The sequence below is a fragment of the Sphingomonas sp. genome, from assembly GCF_019746665.1.
Lineage (GTDB): Bacteria > Pseudomonadota > Alphaproteobacteria > Sphingomonadales > Sphingomonadaceae > Sphingomonas.
In genome coordinates this window covers 140596-165571 of the sequence record NZ_JAIERS010000001.1, presented here as the reverse complement: position 1 = coordinate 165571, position 24976 = coordinate 140596, and the positions used below count along the sequence as shown (strand labels likewise).

27 protein-coding genes are annotated in these 24976 nt (G+C 67.9%); 19 read left to right on the top strand and 8 right to left on the bottom strand.

What is annotated here, in order from left to right; all coding sequences use genetic code 11:
- The first annotated feature begins 113 nt into the window (after nt 1-113).
- From K2X73_RS00810 to K2X73_RS00795, 4 genes are all read left to right on the top strand, one after another.
- On the top strand, nt 114-1589 hold the full coding sequence (locus K2X73_RS00810) for a leucyl aminopeptidase (protein ID WP_294107626.1): 1476 nt from the start codon (nt 114-116) through the stop codon (nt 1587-1589).
- 15 nt (nt 1590-1604) lie between these two features.
- Nucleotides 1605-2042, top strand: coding sequence for a DNA polymerase III subunit chi (locus K2X73_RS00805; protein WP_294107624.1), 438 nt, complete (start codon nt 1605-1607; stop codon nt 2040-2042).
- Nucleotides 2043-2257: 215 nt separating this feature from the next.
- Complete coding sequence (gene ndk / locus K2X73_RS00800; protein WP_294107622.1) at nt 2258-2680, top strand: nucleoside-diphosphate kinase; 423 nt, start codon at nt 2258-2260, stop codon at nt 2678-2680.
- Nucleotides 2664-3200 carry a GNAT family N-acetyltransferase gene (locus K2X73_RS00795; protein ID WP_294107619.1) on the top strand — a complete coding sequence of 179 codons (537 nt, stop codon included), beginning with the start codon at nt 2664-2666 and terminating at the stop codon, nt 3198-3200. The genes ndk and K2X73_RS00795 overlap by 17 nt, the downstream gene beginning before the upstream one ends.
- Here the strand turns inward: K2X73_RS00795 and K2X73_RS00790 are convergent.
- Genes K2X73_RS00790 through purM form a run of 3 tightly spaced genes read right to left on the bottom strand, consistent with a single transcriptional unit; the run spans nt 3197 to nt 5231 of the window.
- A complete protein-coding gene (locus tag K2X73_RS00790) occupies nt 3197-3571 on the bottom strand; it encodes an MmcQ/YjbR family DNA-binding protein (protein WP_294107617.1) in 375 nt (124 codons plus the stop codon). The genes K2X73_RS00795 and K2X73_RS00790 overlap by 4 nt on opposite strands.
- A complete protein-coding gene (gene purN / locus K2X73_RS00785) occupies nt 3568-4140 on the bottom strand; it encodes a phosphoribosylglycinamide formyltransferase (protein ID WP_294107615.1) in 573 nt (190 codons plus the stop codon). The genes K2X73_RS00790 and purN overlap by 4 nt, the downstream gene beginning before the upstream one ends.
- Nucleotides 4137-5231, bottom strand: coding sequence for a phosphoribosylformylglycinamidine cyclo-ligase (purM, locus tag K2X73_RS00780; protein WP_294107614.1), 1095 nt, complete (start codon nt 5229-5231; stop codon nt 4137-4139). The genes purN and purM overlap by 4 nt, the downstream gene beginning before the upstream one ends.
- A 64-nt stretch (nt 5232-5295) precedes the next feature.
- Between purM and K2X73_RS00775 the strand changes: the two genes are divergently transcribed.
- From K2X73_RS00775 to K2X73_RS00760, 4 genes are read left to right on the top strand one after another with little or no spacing between them, the layout of a single operon-like run.
- A complete protein-coding gene (locus K2X73_RS00775) occupies nt 5296-6510 on the top strand; it encodes a heavy-metal-associated domain-containing protein (RefSeq protein WP_294107612.1) in 1215 nt (404 codons plus the stop codon).
- Nucleotides 6507-7115, top strand: coding sequence for a DnaA/Hda family protein (locus tag K2X73_RS00770; protein WP_294107610.1), 609 nt, complete (start codon nt 6507-6509; stop codon nt 7113-7115). The genes K2X73_RS00775 and K2X73_RS00770 overlap by 4 nt, the downstream gene beginning before the upstream one ends.
- A 23-nt stretch (nt 7116-7138) precedes the next feature.
- Nucleotides 7139-9289 carry an RNA degradosome polyphosphate kinase gene (locus tag K2X73_RS00765; RefSeq protein ID WP_294107682.1) on the top strand — a complete coding sequence of 717 codons (2151 nt, stop codon included), beginning with the start codon at nt 7139-7141 and terminating at the stop codon, nt 9287-9289.
- Entirely contained in the window at nt 9289-10794 is a 1506-nt protein-coding gene (locus K2X73_RS00760; RefSeq protein WP_294107608.1) for a Ppx/GppA family phosphatase, read from the top strand. The genes K2X73_RS00765 and K2X73_RS00760 overlap by 1 nt, the downstream gene beginning before the upstream one ends.
- Nucleotides 10795-10798: 4 nt before the next feature.
- Here the strand turns inward: K2X73_RS00760 and K2X73_RS00755 are convergent, their stop codons facing one another.
- From K2X73_RS00755 to rnd, 3 genes are read right to left on the bottom strand one after another with little or no spacing between them, the layout of a single operon-like run.
- Nucleotides 10799-10936 (bottom strand): hypothetical protein, encoded by a 138-nt coding sequence (locus K2X73_RS00755; RefSeq protein ID WP_294107606.1) that lies wholly within the window; start codon nt 10934-10936, stop codon nt 10799-10801.
- Nucleotides 10937-10967: 31 nt separating this feature from the next.
- On the bottom strand, nt 10968-11480 hold the full coding sequence (locus K2X73_RS00750) for a hypothetical protein (protein WP_294107605.1): 513 nt from the start codon (nt 11478-11480) through the stop codon (nt 10968-10970).
- A 37-nt stretch (nt 11481-11517) separates the two neighbouring features.
- Nucleotides 11518-12690, bottom strand: a complete 1173-nt coding sequence (gene rnd / locus K2X73_RS00745) for a ribonuclease D (RefSeq protein ID WP_294107680.1) — start codon at nt 12688-12690, stop codon at nt 11518-11520.
- Between the two features lie 142 nt (nt 12691-12832).
- On the opposite strand from rnd, the gene K2X73_RS00740 reads away from it, so the two are divergent.
- The 4 genes from K2X73_RS00740 (at nt 12833) to K2X73_RS00725 (ending at nt 17210) form a co-directional block, all read left to right on the top strand.
- Entirely contained in the window at nt 12833-13093 is a 261-nt protein-coding gene (locus tag K2X73_RS00740) for a KGG domain-containing protein (RefSeq protein WP_294107603.1), read from the top strand.
- Between the two features lie 43 nt (nt 13094-13136).
- Entirely contained in the window at nt 13137-14915 is a 1779-nt protein-coding gene (gene aspS, locus K2X73_RS00735) for an aspartate--tRNA ligase (protein WP_294107601.1), read from the top strand.
- Nucleotides 14916-15075: 160 nt separating this feature from the next.
- Nucleotides 15076-16440: an APC family permease gene (locus K2X73_RS00730; RefSeq protein ID WP_294107599.1), complete on the top strand. Its 1365-nt coding sequence runs from the start codon at nt 15076-15078 to the stop codon at nt 16438-16440.
- Complete coding sequence (locus tag K2X73_RS00725; protein ID WP_294107595.1) at nt 16437-17210, top strand: polyphosphate kinase; 774 nt, start codon at nt 16437-16439, stop codon at nt 17208-17210. Before K2X73_RS00730 ends, K2X73_RS00725 begins: the two co-directional genes overlap by 4 nt.
- Before the next feature lie 4 nt (nt 17211-17214).
- On the opposite strand, the gene ruvX is transcribed toward K2X73_RS00725, so the two are convergent.
- Both ruvX and K2X73_RS00715 read right to left on the bottom strand, forming a co-directional pair.
- A complete protein-coding gene (ruvX, locus tag K2X73_RS00720; protein WP_294107593.1) occupies nt 17215-17676 on the bottom strand; it encodes a Holliday junction resolvase RuvX in 462 nt (153 codons plus the stop codon).
- A gap of 42 nt (nt 17677-17718) precedes the next feature.
- On the bottom strand, nt 17719-18816 hold the full coding sequence (locus K2X73_RS00715) for a DUF3089 domain-containing protein (protein ID WP_294107591.1): 1098 nt from the start codon (nt 18814-18816) through the stop codon (nt 17719-17721).
- A gap of 153 nt (nt 18817-18969) precedes the next feature.
- Between K2X73_RS00715 and gatC the strand changes: the two genes are divergently transcribed.
- From gatC to K2X73_RS00680, 7 genes are all read left to right on the top strand, one after another.
- On the top strand, nt 18970-19257 hold the full coding sequence (gatC, locus tag K2X73_RS00710) for an Asp-tRNA(Asn)/Glu-tRNA(Gln) amidotransferase subunit GatC (RefSeq protein WP_294107589.1): 288 nt from the start codon (nt 18970-18972) through the stop codon (nt 19255-19257).
- Nucleotides 19254-20738, top strand: a complete 1485-nt coding sequence (gene gatA, locus K2X73_RS00705) for an Asp-tRNA(Asn)/Glu-tRNA(Gln) amidotransferase subunit GatA (protein ID WP_294107587.1) — start codon at nt 19254-19256, stop codon at nt 20736-20738. Before gatC ends, gatA begins: the two co-directional genes overlap by 4 nt.
- A gap of 168 nt (nt 20739-20906) precedes the next feature.
- A complete protein-coding gene (locus K2X73_RS00700; protein WP_294107585.1) occupies nt 20907-21182 on the top strand; it encodes an AbrB/MazE/SpoVT family DNA-binding domain-containing protein in 276 nt (91 codons plus the stop codon).
- Entirely contained in the window at nt 21179-21592 is a 414-nt protein-coding gene (locus tag K2X73_RS00695) for a type II toxin-antitoxin system VapC family toxin (RefSeq protein ID WP_294107583.1), read from the top strand. Before K2X73_RS00700 ends, K2X73_RS00695 begins: the two co-directional genes overlap by 4 nt.
- Nucleotides 21585-23045 carry an Asp-tRNA(Asn)/Glu-tRNA(Gln) amidotransferase subunit GatB gene (gene gatB / locus K2X73_RS00690; RefSeq protein ID WP_294107582.1) on the top strand — a complete coding sequence of 487 codons (1461 nt, stop codon included), beginning with the start codon at nt 21585-21587 and terminating at the stop codon, nt 23043-23045. Before K2X73_RS00695 ends, gatB begins: the two co-directional genes overlap by 8 nt.
- Before the next feature lie 59 nt (nt 23046-23104).
- On the top strand, nt 23105-24058 hold the full coding sequence (locus tag K2X73_RS00685; RefSeq protein ID WP_294107580.1) for a polysaccharide deacetylase: 954 nt from the start codon (nt 23105-23107) through the stop codon (nt 24056-24058).
- On the top strand, nt 24055-24951 hold the full coding sequence (locus tag K2X73_RS00680; protein ID WP_294107579.1) for a GNAT family N-acetyltransferase: 897 nt from the start codon (nt 24055-24057) through the stop codon (nt 24949-24951). The genes K2X73_RS00685 and K2X73_RS00680 overlap by 4 nt, the downstream gene beginning before the upstream one ends.
- Nucleotides 24952-24976 lie beyond the last annotated feature (25 nt).

Below are 24976 nucleotides of genomic sequence, written 5' to 3'. Positions count from 1 at the left end.
GCACCGGTTGCGCCCGGGGGCAATCGGCGGGTGGGGCGGCGTCTTGTGCTTGGCGCCGCCCCGCGTCGCGCCTAAGTCAGACGCCATAAGGCGTGTAAGGATATGAGGTTTACATGAAGATAAGCTTTGCGCCCACGCTCGCCGCCGAAGCGGTTGTCGCGCTGCCGGTGGAAAAGGACGGGCTGGAGCGCCTCGGCTTTGGCGGCTTCGGCCCCGCCGCCGAGCTGCTGGCGCGCGGCGCCGCGCGGGCCGCGCGGTTCGAGGGCGAGGCGGGGGCGATCGCCGAAGCGTTCGTCGAGCACGACGGGCAGGTGGTGCGGCTGCTGCTGGTGGGCGTCGGCCATGGTGGCGAGGTGGATTATGAGCGCGCGGGCGGCGCGCTCACCGCGAAGCTGCTCACCTCGGGCGCGACGCGGCTGGCGGTGGATTTCGCGGCGCTGGGCGGTGCGCCCGCGGTGGCGGCGGTCACCCGCTTCGCGCTCGCCCTGGTGCTGCGCGGCTGGCGGATCGACACGTATCGCACCCAGCTGACCGACAAGCAGAAGCCGACGCTCGGCGAAGTGGTGCTGGTGGGCGCGCCCGAGGGGGCCGAGGCCGCCTGGGCCGAGGCGCAGGCGGTGGCCGAGGGCGTCGCGCTCACCCGCGAGCTGGTGTCCGAGCCGCCGAACATCATCTACCCGGCGAGCTTCGTCGAGCGCGTACGCGCCTCGGTCGACGGGCTGGGGCTGGAGATCACCGTGCTCGGCGAGGAGGAGATGCGCGGCCTCGGCATGGGCTCGCTGCTCGGCGTCAGCCAGGGCTCGGTGCGCGAGGGGCAGCTGCTCGCGCTCAAGTGGAGCGGCAAGGGCGCGGGCGATCCCGATCTCGCGCTGGTCGGCAAGGGCGTCACCTTCGATACCGGCGGCATCAGCCTGAAGCCCGGCCCGGGCATGGAAGACATGAAGTGGGACATGGGCGGCGCCGGCGCGGTGGTGGGCGCGATGAAGGCGCTCGCCCGGCGCAAGGCCAAGGCGAACGTCATCGGCGTGTGCGGGCTGGTCGAGAACATGCCCGACGGCAACGCCCAGCGCCCGGGCGACATCGTCACCTCGATGTCGGGCCAGACGATCGAGATCCTGAACACCGACGCCGAAGGGCGGCTGGTGCTGGCGGACGTGCTCACCTGGGTTCAGCGCACGCACCGGCCCAAGGCGATCGTCGATCTGGCGACGCTCACGGGTGCGATGATCGTCTCGCTCGGCCACGAACATGCCGGGCTGTTCAGCAACGATGACGCGCTCGCCGACCAGCTGCTCGCCGCGGGGCGTGCGACCGGCGACCAATTGTGGCGCTTCCCGCTGGCGGATGCGTATAACAAGCTGCTCGACAGCCCGATCGCCGACATGAAGAATGTCGGCCCACGCGGCGCCGGATCGATCACCGCCGCGCAGTTCATCCAGCGCTTCATCGACAAGGGCGTGCGCTGGGCGCATCTCGACATCGCCGGCACGGTATGGGTCGACAAGCCGGGCGCGACGCATGACAAGGGCGCGACCGGGTTCGGCGTGCGCCTGCTCGACCGGCTGGTGCGCGACACCCTGGAAGCCTGATCGAAGGCGGGGCGGGTGCAGGTCGATTTCTACCACCTCACCCGCCAGCCGCTCGCGCGCGTGCTGCCGCGCCTCGCCGAGCGGGTGGTCGCGGGCGGCGCGCGGCTGCTGATCGTGACCGCGGATGCCGAACAGCGGGCGGCGCTCGACCGCTTGCTGTGGGACTATGCGCCCGAAAGCTTCCTGCCGCACGCGATCGCCGGGGCGATGGACGATGCCGCGCAGCCGATCCTGATCGCGGGCGATACGCAAGCGGGGAACGGCGCGCGCCATGTGCTGATCGCCGACGGGATGTGGCGCGAGGAAGCCTTGGGGTTCGACCGCGCCTTCCATCTGTTCGACGAAAGCGGGATCGCCGCCGCGCGCGCCGCGTGGAAGGGGCTCACCGGGCGCGAGGGGGTGGAGCGGCGCTATTGGAAGCAGGGCGACAGGGGCTGGGAGCAGGCGGCCTAGCGCATAGCGTGCTTCCGGGGCTTACTTCCTCCCCGGCGAAGGCCGGGGCCCAGTATTCCTCCGGCGCAACGGCCGCGCAGCACATCAAGCAGCGCGCTGCTGGGCCCCGGCCTTCGCCGGGGAGGGGGCAAACGGAAACCAGACCCGAATAGCCCCAGCTTGCCCCCGCGCGCCCACGCCGCTAAGCCCCGCGCCGAACGCTTCAGGAGTTTCTCATGCCCGTTACCCGTACCTTCTCGATCATCAAGCCCGACGCCACCCGCCGCAACCTGACCGGCGCGGTGACCAAGATGCTTGAGGAAGCCGGGCTGCGCGTGGTCGCCTCGAAGCGGATTCGCATGAGCCGCGAGCAGGCCGAGGGCTTCTACGCGGTGCACAAGGAACGCCCCTTCTTCAACGATCTGGTGACGTTCATGATTTCCGGCCCGGTCGTCGTCCAGGTGCTGGAGGGCGAGGACGCGGTCGCGCGCAACCGCCAGGTGATGGGCGCCACCAACCCGGCCAACGCCGAACCCGGCACGATCCGCCGCGAACTCGCCGAATCGATCGAGGCGAACTCGGTCCATGGTTCGGACTCGGATGAGAATGCCGCCATCGAAATCGCCTATTTCTTCCGCGACGATGAGCTTGTCGGCTGATCTGACGATCACCGTCGATACGGCCGGCATCGCCGATGTGCCGGCCCTGTCCTTGTTGTCGACCGCGTGCCTGGTGAACAACAAGACGCATATCGCGCCGCCAGAAGTTCTCGTCCGCTATATCGAGCAGGAACATTCGCCCCGCTATTTCGCGGAGCGGCTGGCGGGGCGGCGCTGCCTGATCCGCGTCGCGCGCCTCGATTGCGGTGGCCTGGTCGGCTATATGATGATCGACCCCGCCGCCCTGATCGTCACCGAGGACGCGCTCGAACTGGAAGTGAAGCGGCTGCACGTGCTGCCGGGCTATCGCGGGCTGCGGGTTGGGGCGCGGCTGTTCGACTTCGCCTATGACGACGCCCGCACCTTGGGCGCGCGCCGCATCATCATCGGTTGCGAGCCCGACGATCACCATAATCGCACGCTGTACGAGCGTCGCGGCTTCGTCCTCGCCGGCGAACGCGTGGTGACGATCAGCACGATCAACTATACCGAGGTGCTGTACGCCCGCGCGCTGGATTAGGGGGTTTCGAACCCACGCAGCAGCGCGGACGGCGCGGCGCGTTCCCAGCTTTGCCGTAGCCGGTGCTCCACCTGCGCCCAATCGACCGCGCGCCCGTCCAGCCGCAGCCCCACCCAGCCGCTCGGCCCCAGATAGGGCGGGATGAAATAATCCTCGGGCGCGACCTCGCAGAGCATTGATTGTTCCTCGCGCCCGCTGGTCTTGACCAGCACGGCGGTGCGGCCGTCGCCGTGGTGATCGTTCCAGAAATAGGCGAAGAACTTGCCTTTCTGGACGAAGAAGCCGGGCGACCCGTGCGACAGCTTCTCCGCGGCGTTGGGTAGGGCGAGCGCGCGGGCGCGGACCTCGGCGAGCAAGGCTTCCTGGTTCATCGCGCGACATACTCCGCCAGCAGCCGGGGATAGAGGCGGTGCTCGGCGACGAGCACGCGCGCGGCGAGCTTTTCGGGCGTGTCGCCGGGCAGGATCGGCACCACCGCGCGGCCGAGCACCTCGCCCTCGTCAAGCGCTTCGGTGACGATGTGGACCGAACAGCCGCCCACCTTGTCCCCCGCCTCGATCGCCCGCGCATGGGTGTCGAGCCCCTTATATTTGGGCAGCAGCGAGGGGTGGATGTTGAGCACGCGCCCCTGCCAGCGCTGGACGAAGGCGGGCGACAACAGCCGCATATAGCCGGCGAGCGCGATGAACTCGGCGCCTTCATGGTGGAGCGCGGCCTCGATCTCGGCCTCATATTCGGCCTTGGCGCGGCCTTTGGCGGGCGTGGCGAAGGTGGCGATGCCCTGCTCGGCGGCCCAGGCGATGCCGGGCGCCTCGGGCTTGTCCGACGCGGCGAGGACCACCTCGAACGCGCAGTGCGGCTCGCGCGCGGCGGCGACCAGCGCCTGCAGGTTCGAGCCCCGGCCCGAGAGCAGCACCGCGACCTTGCGCCGCGCGCTCATGCGGTGTGGGTCGCGTGCCAGGCGGCGCGGGCGCTCCACGCCTCGGCGCCGCCGCGCACGGTGCAGCCGCGCGGTCCGGCTTCGACCTGGCCGATGCGGAATACGCGCTCGCCCTGCGCTTCGAGCGCGGCGGTGACGCCCGCCGCCTCATGCTCGGCGACCACCGCGACCATGCCGATCCCGCAGTTGAAGGTGCGCGCCAGCTCGCCGGGCTCGATCGCGCCCTGGGCTTGCAGGAACGCCATCAGCGGCGGCAGCGGCCAGGCATCGGCGTCGATCGCGGCATGGCAGCCCGCCGGCAGCACGCGCGGCACATTTTCCAGCAGGCCGCCGCCGGTGATGTGCGCGAGGCCCTTCAGCCGCGCATCGGCGATCAGCGGCAGCAGCGATTTCACGTAGATCCGCGTCGGCGCCATCAGCGCGTCGATCAGCAGCGTGTCGGGATCGAACAAGGCCGGCCGGTTGAGCTTCCACCCCTTGTCGGCGGCGAGCCGGCGGACGAGCGAAAAGCCGTTCGAATGCACCCCCGACGAGGCGAGCCCCAACAGCACGTCGCCCGGCGCGATGGTGGCGCCGGTCAGCACCCGGTCGCGCTCCACGGCGCCGACGCAGAAGCCGGCGAGATCATAGTCGCCCTCGGCATACATGCCGGGCATTTCGGCGGTCTCGCCGCCGATCAGCGCGCAGCCGGCGAGCAGGCAACCTTCGGCGATCGAGGCGACCACTTTCTCCGCGACCGCCGGATCGAGCCGGCCACAGGCATAATAATCGAGGAAGAACAACGGCTCGGCGCCCTGCACGATCAGATCGTTGGCGCACATCGCGACCAGATCGACGCCGACGCCTTCGTGCCGCCCGCTGTCGATCGCGAGTTTCAGCTTGGTGCCGACACCGTCATTGGCGGCGACGAGCAGCGGATCGCGGAACCCCGCCGCCTTCAGATCGAAAAAGCCGCCGAACCCGCCAAGCTCGGCATCGGCGCCCGGGCGCCGTGTGGCCTTGGCGAGCGGGGCGATCGCGCGCACCAGCGCGTTGCCCGCCGCGATCGAGACGCCCGCCTGGGCATAGGTATAGCCGCGCTGTTCGCTCATGCCCCAGCCGCCTAGCGATAACGCGCTTGGATTTCCACGCCTGCTTCGCCAAAAGGGCGCGCCTATGCTTCGCCCGCTCGCTTTCGGCCTTTCCGCCATCGCCTTGGTTTCGCTCGCCGCGACCGGGCTGGTGCGCGCGCAGGGGTCGAGCTTCGAGGTGAGCGGGGTGGCGGTCGACGTCACCGCCAAATCGGCCGAGGCGGCGCGCGAGACCGGCTGGCGGATCGCGCAGCGCAAGGGCTGGGCGATGCTCGCGCGGCGGCTGGGCGCGCCCGGCGTGGGCCTGCCCGATGCCACGCTCGACTCGATCGTCTCGGGCATCGTCGTCGAGAATGAGCAGATCGGCCCGAACCGTTACATCGCCCGGCTCGGCGTGCGCTTCGATCGTGACCGGGCGGCGGCGATCCTGGGCGTCTCCTCGGCGCTCACCCGCTCGCCGCCGATGCTGCTGCTGCCGATCGAATGGTCGGGCGGCGCTCCGGTCGGCTTCGAGCGCGAGAGCGATTGGCTGAAGGCGTGGGCGCGGTTCAACACCGGCAACAGCGCGATCGATTATGTGCGCCCGGCGGGCGGCGGCCCCGATCCGCTGCTGCTGAACCAGGGCCAGCTCAACCGCCGCGGGCGCGGCTGGTGGCGTTCGATCCTGGCGCAATATGGCGCCAGGGACGTGGTGATGCCGATCGTGCATCTCTATCGCCAATATCCCGGCGGGCCGATCATCGGCGAGTTCCAGGCGCGCTTCGGGCCGGACAATACGCCGCTGGCGCAATTCTCGCTGCAGGTGCGCGATGGCGACGCGCTGCCGGCGCTGCTCGACGCGGGGGTGAAGCGGATCGACGAGGCGTATCAGCAGGCGCTTTCGGCCGGCGTCCTGCGGATCGACCCCAGCCTGATCGAACCCGCGCCGGTCGCGCCCGTGGAGGTGCCCGGACTCGACGATTCGATCCTGGGCAATGAAGGCCAGCCGGTCGCCGAGGTGCCGGTCACCGCGCTCACCGTGCAGGTCGATACCCCCAGTCCGAACGCGCTCGATGGCGCCCAAGCCGCGCTGCGCGGGGTGCCGGGTGTCCGGCAGGTCTCGCTCGTCAGCCTGGCGTTGGGCGGGGTGTCGGTGCTGCGCGTCGGCTATCAGGGCGACGCCAACGGCCTGCGCGCCGCGCTGGAGGCACGCGGCTGGCAGGTGATCGCCGGGGGTGGCGCACTGCGCCTGCTGCGCCAGAGCCGCATCCCGCCCAACATCATCCCCGATACCCCGGCGGAAAACGCCACCGCCGGATGACCCAGCTCGCGCTTCCGTTCGTCTGGCCGCCCGACCCGAGTGACGATGACTTTCTGTTGAGCGAGTCGAACGCCGGCGCCGCCGCGCATTTGCGCGACTGGCGGCGCTGGCCGGTGCCCGCCAGCCTGCTGATCGGGCCGCGCAAATCGGGGCGCACGCTGCTCGCGCGGCTGTTCGTGAAGGGCGGCGGGCGCGCGATCGACGACGCCGATCAACAGAACGAGACCCAGCTGTTCCACGCCTGGAACGCGGCGCAGGCCGATGGCGTGCCGCTGCTGCTGGTGGCGGATGCCGCGCCACCCGAATGGCGGGTGAAGCTCCCCGATCTGCGCTCGCGCCTGGGCGCGACCCCGATCGCGCGGATCGCCCCGCCCGACGACGCGCTGATGCAGGCGCTGTTCGAGCGTGCTTTCCTCAAGCGCGGGCTCGATGCCCGGCCCGAACTGGTGCAATGGCTCGTCGCCCGAGTCGAGCGTAGCCATATCGCGCTGGGTCGCGCGGCCGATGTGCTCGACATGGCGGCGCTCGCCGAGCGCCGGCGGCTGTCGATCCCGCTCGCCCGCGCGGCGCTGACGGCGGCGGGAATGTTGGAAGGAGAGGCGTGATGGACCGTCCGACGCTGGCCGAAATGGAAGACGATGACGCGATGGGCGAACCCGCCGCGCGCGGCGAACGCTATTTCAACCGCGAGCTGAGCTGGCTGGCCTTCAACCGCCGCGTGCTGGAGGAAGCGAGCAACGCCGCCCACCCGCTGCTCGAACGGTTGCGCTTCCTGTCGATTTCGGCGAGCAATCTGGACGAATTCTTCATGGTCCGGGTGGCGGGCCTGCGCGGCCAGCTGTCGCAGGAGGTCGATCGCCTTTCCGCCGACGGCTTGACGCCGGGCCAGCAGCTGACGCTCGCCGCCGCCGAGGCCGACCGGCTGATGGCCGAGCAACAGAATGTGTGGCAGTCGCTGCGCCGCCAGCTGGCGGACAGCGGCATCACCGTGCTCGGCGCGCGCGAAGTGCCCGAGGCGGACGCCGCCTGGCTGGAGGCCTATTTCCGCGAGCAGATTTTCCCGATCCTCACCCCCCAGGCGCTCGATCCGGCGCACCCGTTTCCGTTCATCCCCAACAAGGGGATGAGCCTGATCTTCGATCTGTGCCGCCTGCGCGACAAGGCGATGTTCCGCGAACTGGTGATGCTGCCAACCGCGCTCGGCCGCTTCGTCCGCCTGCCGGGCGAGGGCGCGCGCTACATGGCGATCGAAACGCTGATCAAGCGCTATTGCTGGCTGGTTTTCCCCGGTTACGAAGTGCGCGGCGCCGCCACCTTCCGCGTGCTGCGCGACAGCGATCTGGAAATCGAGGAAGAGGCGGAGGATCTCGTCCGCCACTTCGCCGCCGCGATCAAGCAGCGCCGGCGCGGCCGGGTGATCCGGCTGGAGCGCGAGCCCGATCTCCCCGCCGAGATCGAGGCGCTGCTGAAGGCCGAGCTGGGCGGCGCGGACGGGATCATCACCGAAAGCGTCGGCTTTCTCGGCATGGGCGATCTGGCGGCGCTGGTCGACGAGGATCGGCCCGACCTGAAATTCACCCCCTTCACCCCGCGCTTCCCCGAGCGCATCCGCGAGTTTGGCGGCGATTGCTTCGCGGCGATCCGCGCCAAGGACATCGTCGTCCAGCATCCGTACGAGACGTTCGACGTGGTGCTCGCCTTTCTGCGCCAGGCGGCGGCGGACCCCGATGTCGTGGCGATCAAGCAGACGCTCTACCGCGCGGGCAAGCAGCCGGGCGTCATCAACGCGCTGATCGCCGCCGCCGAGGCCGGCAAATCGGTGACGGCGGTCGTCGAGCTGAAGGCGCGCTTCGATGAGGAGCAGAACCTGCTCTGGGCCTCCGCGCTCGAACGCGCGGGCGTGCAGGTGGTGTACGGCTTCATCGACTGGAAAACGCACGCCAAGGTATCGATGGTGGTGCGCCGCGAAGGGGCGGAGTTCCGCACCTATTGCCACTTCGGCACCGGCAATTATCACCCGATCACCGCGCGCATCTATACCGACCTGAGCTTCTTCACCGCCGATCCGCGCATCGGGCGCGATGCGGCGCAGATGTTCAATTATGTCACCGGCTATCTCGAGCCGACCGACATGGAGCTGGTGTGCATGAGCCCGCGCAACCTGCGCGGCCGGCTGTTCGAGCTGATCGACGCCGAGATCGCTGCGGCGCGCGCCGGCAAGCCGGCGGCGCTGTGGGCAAAAATGAACTCGCTGGTCGATCCCGCGATCATCGAGAAGCTGTATGAGGCGAGCAACGCCGGGGTGCGGATCGAGCTGATCATTCGCGGTATCTGCTGCCTGAAACCGGGCGTGCCCGGCATGGGCGAGCTGATCCGGGTGAAATCGGTGGTCGGCCGCTTCCTGGAGCACAGCCGCATCTGGGCGTTCGGCAATGGCGCGGCGCTGCCCAACGACGATGCGCTGCTGTTCATCAGCTCGGCCGACTGGATGCCGCGCAATTTCGATCGTCGTGTCGAATATATGCTGCCGATCCTGAACCCCACGGTGCATATGCAGGTGCTCGATCAGGTGATGGTCGCCAACCTGATCGACACCGAGCAGAGCTGGGAATTGCAGGCTGATGGCAGCTATCGTCGGCTGGAGCCGGGCGCCAAGCCGTTCAACCTGCACCGTTATTTCATGACCAACGCGTCGCTTTCCGGGCGCGGCGCGGCGCTGAAGGGCGGGGCGGTGCCGCGCCTGTCGCTCAGCCGGGGCGCGGCGGTGGCGCGGGACTGATGGCGACCTTGTTCTTCGGCAAGGCGAAGGCCCGCCCGGCGGGCGTCGAGCCGCGCACCGCGATCATCGACATCGGCTCGAACTCGATCCGCCTGGTCGTCTATCAGGGACCGGCGCGGCTGCCGGCGATTTTGTTCAACGAGAAGGTGATGGCGGGGCTGGGGCGCGGTTTCGCCGAGACGGGGGCGATCGACCCCGCCGCGCTCGACCTCGCGCGGATGGCGCTCGCGCGGTTCGCCGCCGTCGCGCGCGAGATGGATGTCGCGGCGCTGAAAGTGGTCGCGACCGCGGCGGTGCGCGACGCGGCCAATGGCGGCGAACTCCTCGCCGAGGCGCGGGCGATGGGGCTGACGGTCGAATTGCTGTCGGGCGAGCAGGAGGCGCTGGGGTCGGGGTTGGGCGTGCTTTCCGCGATCCCCGAGGCGGACGGCATCGTCGGCGATCTCGGCGGCGGGAGCCTGGAACTGGTGCGGGTGAAGGACGGCGCGGTCCATGCGCGCGCCAGCTTCCCGCTCGGCGTGCTGCGGCTGCCGGCGCTCCGGGGCGAGGGGCCGCGCAAATTCGATCGCGCGGTCGATCGGCTGATCGCGGCGGCGGGCTGGGAAGGCGCGGGCGCGGGGCTGCCCTTCTACCTCGTCGGCGGATCATGGCGCTCGCTCGCCCGGCTCGACATGCACCAGACCGGCTATGAGTTGCCGATCATCCACCAATATGAGATGCCGCCGGCTGCGATCGCGCGGCTTTCGCGCACCCTCGCGCACATCTCGAAGAGCACGCTGCGGGCGATTCCCAACCTGTCATCGTCGCGCATCCCGACGCTGGGGGACGCCTGCGCGCTGCTCGGCGTGCTGCTGCGGCATCTGGGATCGAGCACGACGATCGTCTCCGCCTTCGGGCTGCGCGAGGGACTGCTCTACGCGGCGCTCGCGCCCGAGGAGCGCGCGCTCGATCCGCTGATCGTCGCCGCGCGCGACGAGGGGCGGCGGCTGGGGCGCTTCCCCGAACATGGCGACCTGCTCGACGGCTGGATCGCGCCGCTGTTCGAGGGCGACGGCGCGCGGCTGACGCGGCTGCGCCACGCCGCCTGCCTCCTCGCGGACGTGGGCTGGCGCGCCAACCCCGAATTCCGCGCCGAACGCGGCATGGAGATCGCGCTCCACGGCAACTGGGTCGCGATCGACGCCGCCGGCCGCGCGCTGGTGGCGCAGGCGCTGTTCACCTCGCTCGGCGGCGGGCTGACCTCGCCCGATCCGCTGCCGGCGCTCGCGACGCCCGCCGAGCTGAAGCGCGCGGTCGCCTGGGGGTTGGCGATGCGGCTGGGGCAGCGCCTGTCAGGCGGGCTCGCCGGACCGCTGACCCGCTCGGCGCTGCGCGACGACGGCGAGGCGCTGGCGTTGACGTTGAGCGGCGACGATCGCGCGCTCTATTCCGAAGCGGTCGAGCGCCGCCATAAGGCGCTGGCCGGCGCGCTCGGGCGACCGGCGGTGGTGCGAACAACAGGATAGGCTGTTACGCTGCCTTCGCGAGGCTCGGCCGAGTGGCCTCGTTAGAGGCGAAAAACGACGTCCGCTTGAACGCGGTCACGCCGATTTTTTGGATCGCGGACTTGATAGCGACTTCAAAAATCGCGTCCAAATTCTGCTTCATTTGCGACTCCCCGCCCAAGCTACGCCCAGGCTTACAGCGTTAAATAGAGCCACGCTCCCTTCAATGCAACATTCGACATGCCGCCGGCCTGAAGCGCCTCGGTCATCGCTTCAAAAAACTGCCGGTCAGCAGGACTACGCAGATGAAACTTAATATGTTCCGAAGGCAAATCGGATTTTGCCAATTCGATAGTCCGCGAAAACATGCGGGCCAAAACGCGAGAATAATCTTCAATAGGGTAATCGCCAAAGTCGAAATGTGGCGACATCAGTAGATGGCGAACCCGTAAAACTTTACCCGTATAACCTGGCAGATACGTCGAATTGGCTTGGCAGGCGGCGTCGAACGACCCCTGCTCCGACCGAAGCGCATAGACGCCCGCACCCTCCTTCGGTTGGCGAACGAGATCAATAAGCACAGGCATGGCATCGCGTGCGTAAGTTTCAAAATCCTCGTCATATAATGTGCAGCTGTCGCGCCATTGCGCGCAAAAAACATCCCAGCTGCCGTCGCTTTCGTTGAGCTTGACGAGATCGTGCTTCACTGGCAACTCTCCTTGAGACTGCGCTGTCTATAGCAGATTACGCTTCCTCCGCCCGCGTCATCTTCAGCTTGCCGCCGCGTACCGTGAAGCCCAGCCGCCCCTCGACCAGCGCGAGCGCGTCCTTGCCGAACTGCTCGTAGCGCCAGCCCTCCAGCATCGGCAGCCCCTGGCGCTGGCCGGCGGCGAGCGCCTCCAGCTCGTCGCTGCGGGCGAGGAGTTTCGCCGCCACATCAATGTCGCGCGCGCGAATCTTCAGAAGCAGTTTCAACAGATCGGCGACCAGCGCGCCGTCCTTGCCCAGCCCGGGCTTGCGATCGTCGCGCGGCGGCATTTCGCTGGCTGACATCGGCCGCGCATCCTCCAGCGCCGCCATCAGCCGCGCGCCGATATCGTTCCCCGCCCAGCTCGCCGAGAGGCCGCGCACCTTCGCCAGATCGGCCTGCTTCTTGGGCGGCGACAGCGCCAGGTCGGCCAGCGTCTCGTCCTTCACGATCCGCCCGCGCGGCAAATCCTTGGTCTGCGCCTCGATCTCGCGCCAGCGGGCGAGCGCCTTCAGCCGGCCGAGCACTTCGGGCTTGCGCCCCTGGATGCGCACCCGCTGCCACACCTGATCGGGGTCGTTGCGATAATTGCCCGGCTCGGCGATGCGCTCCATCTCCTCGTCGAGCCAGGCGCCGCGCCCGGTCTTGCGCAGCCGGTCCAGCATCTTGGGGAAGATCGTCGCGAGGTGCGTCACATCGCCGATGGCGTATTCGATCTGGCGCTTGTCGAGCGGACGGCGGCTCCAGGCGGTGAAGCGCGCGCCCTTGTCGATGCCGATCCCCAGGAACGCCTCGACCAGGTTGGAATAGCCGATCTGCTCGCCCATCCCCAGCGCCATCGCCGCGATCTGGGTGTCGAACAGCGGGTGCGGGGTCTTGCCGGTGAGGTTGTAGATGATCTCGATGTCCTGCCCGCCGGCGTGGAACACCTTCAGCACCTCCTCATTGTTCACCAGCAGTTCGAGCAGCGGCCCCAGATCGAGATCGGGCGCCTTGGGATCGATCGCCGCGGCTTCGTTCTCGTCGGCGATCTGGATCAGGCACAGCTCGGGCCAATAGCTGTTCTCGCGCATGAACTCGGTATCGACCGTGATGAAACGCGCTTGCGACAAGCGGTGGCAGAGATTGGCGAGCGTGGCAGAGTCGGTGATCAGATCGTGAATGTGCATGGCATCCGGTAGCACCACCATCGGCCAGCGGCCAGACCGGGCATATCCCAAGCCAAGCGAAGCTGCTCGCCGGCGAAACTATGTGAACGGATTGAAATCTCGCCGCGTTTTCACCGCACCCACCAGGTTCGGGAGGAAGACGATGGCGGAGACGCCCAAATCCAAGGGGAGTGGCCGCGGTTTCGCGGCGATGGATGCCGAACGCCAGCGCGAGATTGCGCGCATGGGCGGCAAGGCGAGCGGGGGCAATTTCAAGAACAATCCCGCGCGGGCAGCGGCGGCGGGCCGGGCGGGCGGCAAGGTATCGGGCGGCAACTTCGCCAACGATCCGCAGCGCGCCGCCGAGGCCGGGCGCAAGGGTGGCGAGGCGAGCCACCGCGGGGCGAATGACGGCGAACCATAGCCGCGCTTGACAAGCGCCGCGCCAACACCCGATGGGCGCGGCCATGCATAGCTATCGCACCCATAACTGCGCCCAGTTGCGCGCCGCCGATGTCGGCCAGACCGTCCGCCTTTCCGGCTGGGTCCATAAGAAGCGCGACCATGGCGATCTGGTGTTCGTCGATCTGCGCGATCACTACGGCATCACCCAGATCGTGACCGAGGTTGACGGCCCCGCCTTCGCGGTGATCGAGGGGCTGCGCAGCGAGAGCGTGGTCACCATCACTGGCGAGGTCGTCGCCCGCGCGGCCGAGGCGGTGAATCCGAACCTCGCCACCGGCGCGATCGAAGTGCGCGCGCGCGAAGCGGTGGTGCAATCGGCGGCGCAGGAGCTGCCGATGCCGGTGGCGGGCGAGTCCGAATATCCCGAGGATATTCGCCTGCGCTACCGCTTCCTCGATCTGCGGCGCGAGAAGGTGCACGCCAACATCATGCTGCGCGCGCAAGTGATCGCGTCGCTGCGCCAGCGGATGATTGGCCAGGGCTTCACCGAGTTCCAGACGCCGATCCTCACCGCCTCGTCGCCGGAGGGCGCGCGCGATTATCTGGTGCCGAGCCGGGTGCATCCGGGCAAGTTCTACGCGCTTCCCCAGGCGCCGCAGATGTTCAAGCAGCTGCTGATGGTCGCGGGCTTCGATCGCTATTTCCAGATCGCCCCCTGCTTCCGCGACGAGGATGCCCGCGCCGACCGTTCGCCGGGTGAATTCTACCAGCTCGATTTCGAGATGAGCTTCGTGACGCAGGACGATGTGTTCGCCGCGATCGAGCCGGTGCTGCACGGGGTGTTCGAGGAGTTCGCCGATTGGCAGGGCAAGGGGCGCACCGTCTCGCCGCTGCCGTTCAAGCGCATTCCCTATCGCGAATCGATGCTCAAATACGGCAACGACAAGCCCGATCTGCGCAACCCGCTCGTCATCACCGATGTCTCGACGCTGTTCGAGGGATCGGGCTTTGGCCGCTTCGCCGCGATCGTGGCGGCGGGCGATGTCGTGCGCGCGATCCCCGCGCCGAACACGGCGGACAAGAGCCGCAAATTCTTCGACGACATGAACGCCTGGGCGCAGAGCGAGGGCTTTCCCGGCCTGGGCTATGCGACGCGCAAGGGCGGCGTGTTCGGCGGCCCGATCGCGAACAATCACGGCGAGGCGGGGATGGCGGCGATCGCCGAAGCGCTGGGGCTGGGGCCGGACGACGGCGTGTTCTTCGCCGCCGGCAAAGAGGCGCAAGCGGCCAAGCTCGCCGGCCTCGCGCGCACCCGGGTGGGCCAGCAGCTTGGCCTGATCGACGAAAAGCGCTTTGAATTCTGCTGGATCGTCGATTTTCCGATGTTCGAATATGATGAGGACGCGAAGAAGATCGACTTCTCGCACAATCCCTTTTCGATGCCGCAGGGCGAGCTGGAAGCGCTCGAGACCAAGGATCCGCTCGATATCCTGGCGTACCAGTATGATATCGTCTGCAATGGGATCGAGCTGTCGTCCGGCGCGATCCGGAACCACCGGCCCGAGATCATGTACAAGGCGTTCGAGATCGCGGGCTATTCGCGCGCCGATGTCGATGCCAATTTCGCGGGCATGATCAACGCCTTCAAATATGGCGCCCCGCCGCACGGCGGCTCGGCGCCGGGCGTCGACCGGATCGTGATGCTGCTGGCGGACGAACCCAATATCCGCGAGGTCATCACCTTCCCGATGACGCAGAAGGCCGAGGACCTGATGATGGGCGCGCCTTCGGCGGTGACGCTGAAGCAGCTGCGCGAGCTGCATATCCGCACGGTCGACTAGCTGCGGTGGGGGCGGGGGCGCCTTCCAGCTCCTCCCCAGCAAGGGGAGGGGGACCAGCCGAAGGCTGGTGGAGGGGTGACGCCCTTGAACTGCCGGGAACACCCCTCCGTCACCCGCTGCGCGGGTGCCACCTCCCCCACTGGGGGAGGAGCTTGGTGACGTGACCCAATCCTTCAACCGCAGCCTCGGCCCCTTGGGCGTCCTTTTCCTCACCCTTTCGGTCGCGAGCCCTGTCTCTTCGCTGTTCGCGGCGGTGCCGGGGATGCTCCACGCCGCCGGCACCGGGGCGATCTGGGCGATGGCGCTGGCGAGCGTCATCTGCGTGGCGACCGCTTATGTCTATGCCGAGCTCTCCTCCTGCTGGCCGGTGGCGGGCGGCGAATATGTGTTCGTCGCGCGCACGCTGGGGCCGATGGCGGGGTTCGTGATGCTCGGCGTCAACCTGTTCAACAATGTGCTGTTCCCGCCGATCCTGGGGCTGGGCCTCGCGGCGGTGTTGGGCGCGGTGGTGCCGGGCGTGCCGCAGGTGCCGCTCGCGCTCGCGGTGGTGGTCGCGGCGACGCTGGTCGCGTTGCTGGAAATCCGGGTGAACGCCTGGATCACCGGCGCCTTCCTGCTCGTCGAACTGCTGGCGGTGCTCGCGGTGGTTTGGGCGGGGATCGCGTTGCCCGAGCGCGGCTTTTGGCTGTTCCTCACCGACCCCGTGATGCCCGGGAGCGGCGCGGCGCTGCCCGGGAGGGGCGTTTCGATCGGCATCGCCGCCGCGATCGCGACGCTCGCGCTCAACGGCTTCGGCGTCGCGGTCTATTTCGGGGAAGAGATGCGCGCGGCGCCGGCGCGGATCGGCCGGGTGATCCTGTGGGCGGCGTTGCTAACCATCGCGATCGAGGGCCTGCCGATCGCCGCGGTGCTGATCGGCGCCCCCGATCTGCCCGCGCTGCTGGCGATGGACGATCCGTTCGGCTTCCTCGTCGCCCACCGGCTCGGTCGGCTGGCGGGGCAGGCGGTGGCGCTGGGCGTCGCGGTCGCGATCATCAACGCCGCGATCGCGAGCATCCTGTCGACCGCGCGCTTCTTCTACGGCACCGGGCGCGACCGCTGCTGGGGGGCGCCGTGCGACGCGCTGATGGCGGCGATCCACCCGCGCTTCGGCTCGCCGTGGATCGCGACGCTCGCGACGGGCGGGCTGGGGGCTTTGTGCTGCTTCGTGCCGCTGCCGCTGCTGCTCGTCGCCAGCGGGCTGGGGCTGACCGCGATCTACGCCGGCATCGCGCTCGCCGCGATCGTCGGGCGGATGCACGGGGCGACGGCGGGGGCGCCGTTCCGGATGCCGTGGTTTCCGCTCGCGCCGGTGGTCACGCTCGCTGCGAGCCTGTATCTGGTCGTGCTCAACGCGCTCGACGCGGGCGAGGGGCGGACGGGCTTGATCGTCACCGCCGCGCAGATCGCGCTGTCGGCGCTCTATTATGGGTTGGTCGTGCGACCGCGCGGCGCCTGGACCGTTCATTTGCCGGTGACGACATGACAATCAATCTCAAAGACTTTGAACAAAACGCTGAATATGAAGTTGATTACGATGCTGATTTGAAGGCGTTGCAGGCCCGGCTCGCCCGTCTCCAGGTGGCGCATCTTTGCCACAAACGCCGCGCCGTGATCGTGTTCGAGGGCTGGGACGCGGCGGGCAAGGGTGGGGCGATCAAGCGCCTGACCGCCGAATGGGACCCGCGCTATTTCGAGGTTTTTCCCATCGCGGCCCCCTCCGCCGAGGAGCGCGCCCGCCACTTTCTCTGGCGCTTCTGGACGCGGCTGCCAGCGGCCGGCAACATCGCAGTGTTCGATCGCAGCTGGTACGGTCGCGTCCTCGTCGAACGGGTCGAAGGTTTCGCGAGCGAGCCCGAATGGCGCCGCGGCTATGACGAGATCAACGAATTCGAAGCGCAGCAGGCCGACAGCGGCACGACCATCATCAAGCTGTTCCTCCACATCACCCAGAAGGAGCAGGACAAACGCCTGCGCGAGCGGCTCGAAGACCCGTGGAAACGCTGGAAGACGGGCCTCGACGATTATCGCAACCGGGCGCGGCGGCAGGATTATCTGGAAGCGATGGCCGAAATGTTCCGCCGCACCGATACGCGTTGGGCGCCCTGGGTCGCGATCGACGCCAATGACAAGAAGGCCGCGCGGATCGCGGCGCTGAAGGCGGTGGCCGATCGGCTCGAAGCGTTCGTGCCGCTGGAACCGCCGCCGCTCGACCCCGAGCTGGCGCGCGTGGCAAAGGCGGCGCTGGGTGAGTGAATGCTCACCCCATCGCCAGCGCGTCGATCGCGCCTTGCAGGATGTAACTCGCCGCAAGCTTATCGACTCGCTCGGCGCGCTTGGCGCGGGAGAGATCCTCGGCGATCATCTGGCGTTCGACCGCCTGGGTCGACCAGCGCTCATCCCACAATAATATGGGGCCGAGATCGGCGCAGTTGCGCGCGAAGGCGCGGGTCGACTGGGTGCGCGGACTGTCGCTGCCGTCCAGGTTTAGCGGCAGGCCGATCACGAGGCCCTTTACCGCCTGCGCGGCGATCAGCCCGGCGAGCGCCGCCTTGTCGGCGGTGAATTTGGTGCGCCGGATGAGCAGGGCGGGGCTCGCGAAATGCCATTCGGCGTCGCACAGCGCGGTGCCGATCGTCTTGGTGCCCACGTCGAGCCCCAGCAGCCGCCCGCCCTGGGGAAGCGCGACGCGGAAGGCGGCGGGGTCGGTGGTTATGAGCATGGGGGCGTTATGGCGCGCCTGGCCGCGTCGTTCCAGCGGCCGCTAACCCGCCAGCCGCCGTGCCACATCCGCGCGCACATTCGCCCAGAACAGGCTGTAATCGAACACATGATAATTGTTCCCCGGCAGCACGAAGCTGGGGAATTGGATGGGCGGCGTGCCGATCAGCAGCACGCCACGACCCGAGCAGCGCGCAGGGATCTTGCCGGGCTCGATCGTCGCGGTCTTCAGATCGGCCGAGGGGACCAGCGTGCCGAGATTGGCGCTCGCCGGCGCGTCGGCATTGGGCGTGCCGGTGAGCGGATTGGTGCAGACAAGCGCCGTCCCGCGCCGCGCTGCGCCGGTGAAGCCAGGCGTCGCGTCGAAGGTATCGAGGATCAGACTGGGATCGGCCGGCTCGCCAAAACTCTGCCAGCTCAGCAGGCAACCCCGCTGGGTGGGGGTACGGCATTCGGGCAGGCCGAGCGCGGGTAGGTCGGCGGTGCGCGACACCGGCCAGCCGACGACATAGGCCGCGACGATCCGCGACGCGAGCGGCTTACCCGCGACGCGCTCGCGCAGCAGCCGCGTCAGGTGGAGCGCGCCCTGGCTATGGCCGGCGAGGATGATCGGGCGATCCGGCCCTACCTGCGCCAGGAACGCATCGAACGCCGCCAGCACGTCACCATAGGCCAGATCGAGCGCCTGTTGCGCCGCTTGCTGGTTGGTCAGGAACGCGCCGAAAGTCGCCTGGCGATAGCGCGGCGCCCAGATGGCGGCCGATTCGTTGAACGCGCTCGCTTGGCCTCGCAGGAACAGCGCCGCACGGTCATTGGCGGTCGCGTCATCCAGCGGCGCGTTCCAGCGGGTACGCTCCAGATACGAAGTCGGGTGGACGAAGAACAGCGCCGCCTTGGGCGCCGTGGCTGGCTTATAGCCCGGCGGCGCCCATAGGGCGGGATTGCTCGGCTTGTCCGGCCGCGCGATCCACATATTGGGCTCCGCGTAAGCCTGCGCGCGCACTGCCGCTTGCGCTTCGAACGCGGCGCTGGGCACCAGCGCGGCGCGCATCATCTGCGCGCCGAACAGGCGGAAGGCGAGCAAGGAGCCGAGCGCAATCACAACCAGAATCACCACCAAATAGAGAAATTTACGAGCCAAAGCGCACTCCGAACCTTAAGCCGGTGCAGATACCGCCCGGGCCCTCATATGCGCATTGTGCGGCGCAACATCAACGCGCGGACCGGCGAAACTCTCCTTATGCGTGCCGCGGACGGTTGCACGGGGCGCGCGGGCGGTGCTAGCCGCGCTCGCATGGCAGTCGATATTCCCACCGTGAAACGGATCGCGGGCCTCGCGCGCATCGCGATCAGCGAGGACGAGGCGGCGCGGCTCGCGCCCGAGCTTGGCAAGATCCTCGGCTGGATCGAGCAACTGGGCGAGGTGGACGTGAGCGAGGTCGCACCGATGACGGCGGTGATCCCCAATCATCTGCGCCTGCGCGACGATGTGGTGAGCCATGGCGACGTTCGCGATAAGGTGCTGGCCAACGCGCCCCAGGCCGAGCATGGCTTCTTCACCGTGCCCAAGGTGATCGAATGAGCGCGCTCACCGATCTCGGGATCGCGGCGATCCGCGATGGGGTGCGCGATGGCACATTTTCCGCGCGCGAAGTGGCCGAGGCCTTTGTCGCCGCGGTCGAAAAGGCGCGGCCGCTCAACGCGTTCCTCGTGGAAACCCCCGATCACGCGCTTGCCGCCGCCGATGCCGCCGACGCGGCGCGCGCGGCGGGCGAGACGCTGAAGCCGCTCTCCGGCGTGCCGATCGGCATGAAGGACCTGTTCTGCACCAAGGGCGTGCCGACCACCGCCGCGAGCCTGATCCTCGAAGGCTTCACCCCCACCTATGAGTCGACCGTCTCGGGCAATTTGTGGGCGGCGGGCGCGGGGATGCTCGGCAAGCTGAACATGGACCAGTTCGCGATGGGCTCTTCGAACGAGACCAGCGCCTATGGCAATGTCATCTCGCCGTGGCGCCGCAACGATGGCGGCAACGCGCCGCTCGCGCCGGGTGGTTCGTCGGGCGGTTCATCGGCGGCGGTCGCGGCGCGGATCGCGCCGGGGGCGACGGGCACCGACACCGGCGGCTCTATCCGCCAGCCGGCGGCGTTCACCGGCATTTCGGGCATCAAGCCAACCTATGGCCGCTGCTCGCGCTGGGGTGTCGTCGCCTTCGCGTCGTCGCTCGATCAGGCGGGACCGATGGCGCGCGACGTGCGCGACTGCGCGATCATGCTTCAGGCGATGGCCGAGTTCGATCCCAAGGATGCCACTTCGCTCGATCTGGCCGTGCCCAATTGGGAAGCGGGATTATCAAGCAATTTGAAGGGCAAGCGCATCGGTATTCCCAAGGAATATCGGGTCGACGGGATGCCGCCCGAGATCGAGGCGCTGTGGCAGCAGGGCATCGCCTGGGTGCGCGACGCGGGCGCGGAGATCGTCGACGTCTCGCTACCGCATACCAAGTACGCGCTGCCAGCCTATTACATCATCGCCCCGGCCGAGGCCTCGTCGAACCTCGCGCGTTATGATGGCGTGCGCTATGGGCGGCGCGACCTGCCCGAAGGCGCGAACCTGCAGGAAATGTACGCCGCGACCCGCGCCGCCGGCTTCGGCGACGAGGTAAAGCGCCGGATCATGATCGGCACTTATGTTTTGTCCGCAGGCTTTTACGACGCTTATTACACACAAGCTCAGAAGGTGCGCGCGCTGATCGCCCGCGATTTCGAACGCGCATGGGCGCAGTGCGACCTGCTGCTGACCCCGACCGCGCCTTCAGCCGCCTTCGCGCTGGGGGAGAAATCGGCCGATCCGATCGCGATGTATTTGAACGACGTGTTCACCGTACCTTCCTCGCTCGCTGGGCTGCCGGCGATGAGCGTGCCGGGCGGGCTCGATGGGGCGGGGCTGCCGCTGGGGTTGCAGATCATCGGCAAGCCGCTTGACGAGCGGGGCGTGCTCGATGCGTGCCTCGCGATCGAGGAGCGGGCGGGCTTCATCGCGCGGCCGGAGGCGTGGTGGTAGGTGCACTGGGCATTCGAAACGGCGCTGGAGATTGCCTGGGCGGTCGTTGAGGGCGTGTTAGAGGGGCTGGCTGAGGAAAAGCCCCGTCGCAGGCCGCCGCAGTCCACCGCACCACCGCCGCCACGTCCGCGCATGGACCATGACGACGCCGCCTGATAGACTGGGAGCATGGGCACGCTTATTCGAATGTCACCCGAAGGTCAGGTTACTATCCCAACGGATGTTCGGGAGGCCCTCGGGCTTCGCGCAGGTGAGCCGGTGGTGTTCGAGCGCAATTTAGCCGGCGAAATGGTCATCCGCAAAGCAAGCGATGACGATGAACCGCTTGCTCGTCGGGTAGCAGAAATGCGCGAGGTGAGCCGCCGCTACGCTCATTTGCGCGACGGTCGCCCGACCGATGAGATCATGCGCGACCTCCGTGGGGACGATCCTTTCCCGCCATGATTATGCTCGACACGAATGTCCTCATCGATTTGATCGAAGAAGACGATGTTTGGTTTAATTGGTCCGCAACTGCAGTTGCTCGGGCAGCGAAATCCGAACTCGTCACGGTGAGTCCGGTTGTCATTGGGGAATTGGCGTCGGGAGGGCGCATTTTGCCCGCGATGGTATCCTTGCTACAGCAGCTAGATATCATGATTTGGCAGCTTGATGCACCAGCAGCGCAATTGGCCGGCGAAGCCCATCGAGCGTATCGGCAGGCAGGAGGCAAGCGAGAAAAATTGCTTTCCGATTTTCTGATCGGAGGCCATGCAGCCGCCGAAGACGCCACCTTGATTACCCGCGATCCTCGTCGCTACCGAGCCTATTTTCCCCAACTTCCCCTCATCACGCCCGAGACCGAACATGGCTGACGTATCCCCCTATCTTATATCTGGCGCGACCGGCGATTGGGAGGTCGTGATCGGCCTCGAAGTTCACGCCCAGGTCGTCAGCAACGCCAAGCTTTTCTCCGGCGCGGCGACGGCATTCGGGGCCGAGCCCAACACACAGGTCAGCCTGGTCGACGCGGCGATGCCGGGGATGCTGCCGGTGCCGAACAAGGAATGCATCCGGCAGGCGGTGCGAACGGGGCTCGCGATCAATGCGCAGATCAACAAATGGTCGCGCTTCGATCGCAAGAATTACTTCTACGCTGATCTGCCGCAGGGCTATCAGATCAGCCAGCTCTACCATCCGCTGGTGGGCGAGGGTGCGGTCGAGATCGAAGTGGGGGACGAGACCAAGCGCATCGGGGTCGAGCGCATCCATGTCGAGCAGGATGCCGGCAAGCTGATGCACGATCAGCATCCGACGCGCTCCTATGTCGATCTCAACCGCTCCGGCGTCGCGCTGATGGAGATCGTCAGCCGTCCGGATATGCGTTCTCCTGCTGAAGCAGGCGCTTATCTGACGAAGCTGCGCGCGATTCTGCGCTATGTCGGCAGTTGCGACGGCAATATGGACCAGGGCTCGATGCGCGCCGACGTGAATGTCAGCGTCCGTCGCCCGGGCGAGCCGTTCGGCACGCGGACCGAGACCAAGAATGTCAATTCGGTGCGTTTCGTGATGCAGGCGATCGAGCATGAGGCGAGGCGGCAGATCGACGTGATCGAAAGCGGTGGCCGCATCGTCCAGGAAACCCGGCTGTTCGATCCAGATAAGGGCACGACGCGCTCGATGCGTTCCAAGGAAGATGCACACGACTATCGCTATTTCCCCGATCCGGACCTGTTGCCGCTAGAGCTGGACGACGCATTCATCGAGGATTGCCGCGCGTCCCTCCCCGAACTGCCCGACGCCAAGCGCGCGCGCTATGTCGCCGCGGGCATCACGCCGTACAATGCCGGCGTGCTGACCGCCGAGGTTGAAAGCGCGCGCTGGTTCGACGCGCTGCTGGCGGCCGGCGCGCAGCCCTCCCAAGCGTCGAACTGGGTGACGAGCGAGTTGTTCGGCGCGCTCAACCGGCTGGGGCGCGACATCGCGGACAGCCCGGTCAGCCCCGTTCAGGCGGCCGAGTTGCTGGAGCTGGTGGCCGATGGCACGCTGTCGAACACGCTCGCCAAACAGGTGTTCGAGATCATGCTCGAAACGGGTGACGACGCGGGCAAGATCGTCGAGGAGCGCGGGCTGAAGCAGACCAGCGACACCGGCGCGATCGAGGCCGAAATCGCCAAGGTGATGGCCGCGAACGCGGACAAGGTCGCCGATTATCGCGGCGGCAAGGACAAGCTCTTTGGCTTCTTCGTCGGCCAAGTGATGAAGGCGATGGGCGGCAAGGCCAACCCCGCGGTGGTCAACGAGCTGCTGAAGAAAGCGCTGGGATAAAGCCGGTCCCCGAGGGGAATGTTGGGCAAAGTTTAACCGCGAGCCGATAAGGCTCGCTCATGCCCGCGGTGTTCCTGACGATCGATACCGAGCTGGTCTGGCGCCATCACGTCGCCGGGCTGCCGATCGCGACTCAGTTCGAGCGCAGTTTCGAGCCGGCGGGGGTCGGCATCTCCTATCAGCTGGAGATATTGCGTGATTTCGGCCTGAACGCGTGCTTCTTCATCGATCCGATGCCGGCGCATGTTTATGGCCTCGCGCCGATCCGCCGCATCGTCGAGACGATCCTCGCCGCCGGGCAGGAAGTGCAGCTGCATCTTCACCCCAATTGGTACGGCGCGATGGTGGGGGACCAGGGGCGGAATCACGGACCGTTCGAGCTGATCGGGCGTTCCCCGGACGAGCAGGCCGATTTCATCGCCCAGGCGCGCGCGCTGCTGATCGAAGCGGGCGCGCCGCCCCCGATCGCGTTTCGCGCGGGTAGCTATGCCGCCGATGATGCGACGCTCGCCGCGCTTGCCGGGCTCGGTTTCACTTATGACAGCAGCCATAATGGCTCGATGCAGCCCTGGCCCTCGCGCGTGGGGCTGGCGCCGGCGCAGGTGGCACCGTGTCGCCATGCCGGCGTGATCGAGCTGCCCGTGAGCCTGATCGAGGAGCGCCCCGGTCGGCTACGCACTTTTCAGATCTGCGCGCTCTCGGCCGCCGAGATGCGTGCGGCGCTCGATCACGCGGTTACCGCCGATCATGCGGCGGTGGTGATCGTGAGCCACGGTTTCGAACTGGCCAATCGTGCGGGCACCGGCGCGAACGCGGTACATGTCCGCCGGTTCGAGGCGCTGTGCGCGATGCTCGCCGAAAGCGGCGACAGTCTGGCGACGACGCGCTTCGACAGCCGCGCGCCGCTGCCGCTCGATCGCCGGGATACGCCGCTGCCGCCGAGCGAAGCGCGGCTGCGCTGGCGCCAGGCCGAGCAGCTCTGGTCGAACATGGTCGCCGAGCACGCGGCATGAGCGCGGTCAGCCTGCCGCTCAAATTCCAGCTCGGTGCACGCACCCTGTTCGCGATCCCGCGCCGGTTGGTGCGCGTGCCCCTGTCGCTGGAGGCGGCATTGGGCGGCGGGCCGCCCGCGCTGCCGCCGCTCGCGGCCGAGGCGCATGGCTATAGCATCACTTCGCTTCCCGCCGCCTGGGTGCCTGGCGTCGCGAAGCACGGCCTGATCGCATTCGAGCGCCAAGCCTATACCCGCTATTTCGTCGATCTGCGTCAGGGCGAGGCGGCGTTCCTCGCGGGGCTGAGTGCGAACACCCGCTCGGGCATCAAGCGCAAGGCGAAGAAGCTGGGCGGGGCGGGGATGATGATCCGTGCCTATCGCACGCCCGATGAGCTGGCGGCGTTCCACGCGCTCGCCGCGCCGCTCGCCGCGCGCACCTATCAGGCGCGATTGCTGGGGAGCGCGCTCCCCGCCGACCCGGCCTTTGTCGCGACGATGCTCCGTCAGGCGGCCGCCGATCAGGTCCGCGCCTGGCTGCTGCTTATCGAGGATCGGCCGGCGGCCTATCTCTATTGCCCGGCGGACGGCGCCACGCTGCGCTATGACTATGTCGGCCACGACCCCGATTTCGCCGAACTCTCACCTGGCTCGGTGCTGTTGTTCGAGGCGCTGAAGGGGCTGCTGTCCGAAGGGCGGTTCGGCCGATTCGATTTCACCGAGGGGGAAGGGCAGCACAAGCGCCAGTTCGCGAGCGGCGGGGTCGATTGCCGCGACCTGCTGCTGCTGCGGCCGACGCTCGCGAACCGGGCGGCGCTGACAGCGCTCGCGGCGTTCGATGGCGCCGCCGCGCGAGGCAAGGCGCTGGTTGGCCGGCTGGGGCTAGAGCGAGTGGCGCGGCGGTTGCGGCGGTAACGCGTCGCGGCCCAATCGACGCCCG

What these genes read in the sequence shown, in the direction of transcription:
- K2X73_RS00740 (WP_294107603.1), top strand. Translation starts at nt 12,833, where the DNA reads ATGGCGGAGACGCCCAAATCCAAGGGGAGTGGCCGCGGTTTCGCGGCG.
- gatC (WP_294107589.1), top strand. Translation starts at nt 18,970, where the DNA reads ATGGCAGTCGATATTCCCACCGTGAAACGGATCGCGGGCCTCGCGCGC.
- K2X73_RS00680 (WP_294107579.1), top strand. Translation starts at nt 24,055, where the DNA reads ATGAGCGCGGTCAGCCTGCCGCTCAAATTCCAGCTCGGTGCACGCACC.
- K2X73_RS00755 (WP_294107606.1), bottom strand. Translation starts at nt 10,936, where the DNA reads ATGAAGCAGAATTTGGACGCGATTTTTGAAGTCGCTATCAAGTCCGCG.
- K2X73_RS00685 (WP_294107580.1), top strand. Translation starts at nt 23,105, where the DNA reads ATGCCCGCGGTGTTCCTGACGATCGATACCGAGCTGGTCTGGCGCCAT.
- rnd (WP_294107680.1), bottom strand. Translation starts at nt 12,690, where the DNA reads ATGCACATTCACGATCTGATCACCGACTCTGCCACGCTCGCCAATCTC.
- K2X73_RS00725 (WP_294107595.1), top strand. Translation starts at nt 16,437, where the DNA reads ATGACAATCAATCTCAAAGACTTTGAACAAAACGCTGAATATGAAGTT.
- ruvX (WP_294107593.1), bottom strand. Translation starts at nt 17,676, where the DNA reads ATGCTCATAACCACCGACCCCGCCGCCTTCCGCGTCGCGCTTCCCCAG.
- gatB (WP_294107582.1), top strand. Translation starts at nt 21,585, where the DNA reads ATGGCTGACGTATCCCCCTATCTTATATCTGGCGCGACCGGCGATTGG.
- gatA (WP_294107587.1), top strand. Translation starts at nt 19,254, where the DNA reads ATGAGCGCGCTCACCGATCTCGGGATCGCGGCGATCCGCGATGGGGTG.
- K2X73_RS00700 (WP_294107585.1), top strand. Translation starts at nt 20,907, where the DNA reads ATGGGCACGCTTATTCGAATGTCACCCGAAGGTCAGGTTACTATCCCA.
- K2X73_RS00775 (WP_294107612.1), top strand. Translation starts at nt 5,296, where the DNA reads ATGCTTCGCCCGCTCGCTTTCGGCCTTTCCGCCATCGCCTTGGTTTCG.
- K2X73_RS00810 (WP_294107626.1), top strand. Translation starts at nt 114, where the DNA reads ATGAAGATAAGCTTTGCGCCCACGCTCGCCGCCGAAGCGGTTGTCGCG.
- K2X73_RS00770 (WP_294107610.1), top strand. Translation starts at nt 6,507, where the DNA reads ATGACCCAGCTCGCGCTTCCGTTCGTCTGGCCGCCCGACCCGAGTGAC.
- K2X73_RS00760 (WP_294107608.1), top strand. Translation starts at nt 9,289, where the DNA reads ATGGCGACCTTGTTCTTCGGCAAGGCGAAGGCCCGCCCGGCGGGCGTC.
- purN (WP_294107615.1), bottom strand. Translation starts at nt 4,140, where the DNA reads ATGAGCGCGCGGCGCAAGGTCGCGGTGCTGCTCTCGGGCCGGGGCTCG.
- ndk (WP_294107622.1), top strand. Translation starts at nt 2,258, where the DNA reads ATGCCCGTTACCCGTACCTTCTCGATCATCAAGCCCGACGCCACCCGC.
- K2X73_RS00765 (WP_294107682.1), top strand. Translation starts at nt 7,139, where the DNA reads ATGGAAGACGATGACGCGATGGGCGAACCCGCCGCGCGCGGCGAACGC.
- K2X73_RS00795 (WP_294107619.1), top strand. Translation starts at nt 2,664, where the DNA reads ATGAGCTTGTCGGCTGATCTGACGATCACCGTCGATACGGCCGGCATC.
- purM (WP_294107614.1), bottom strand. Translation starts at nt 5,231, where the DNA reads ATGAGCGAACAGCGCGGCTATACCTATGCCCAGGCGGGCGTCTCGATC.
- aspS (WP_294107601.1), top strand. Translation starts at nt 13,137, where the DNA reads ATGCATAGCTATCGCACCCATAACTGCGCCCAGTTGCGCGCCGCCGAT.
- K2X73_RS00695 (WP_294107583.1), top strand. Translation starts at nt 21,179, where the DNA reads ATGATTATGCTCGACACGAATGTCCTCATCGATTTGATCGAAGAAGAC.
- K2X73_RS00790 (WP_294107617.1), bottom strand. Translation starts at nt 3,571, where the DNA reads ATGAACCAGGAAGCCTTGCTCGCCGAGGTCCGCGCCCGCGCGCTCGCC.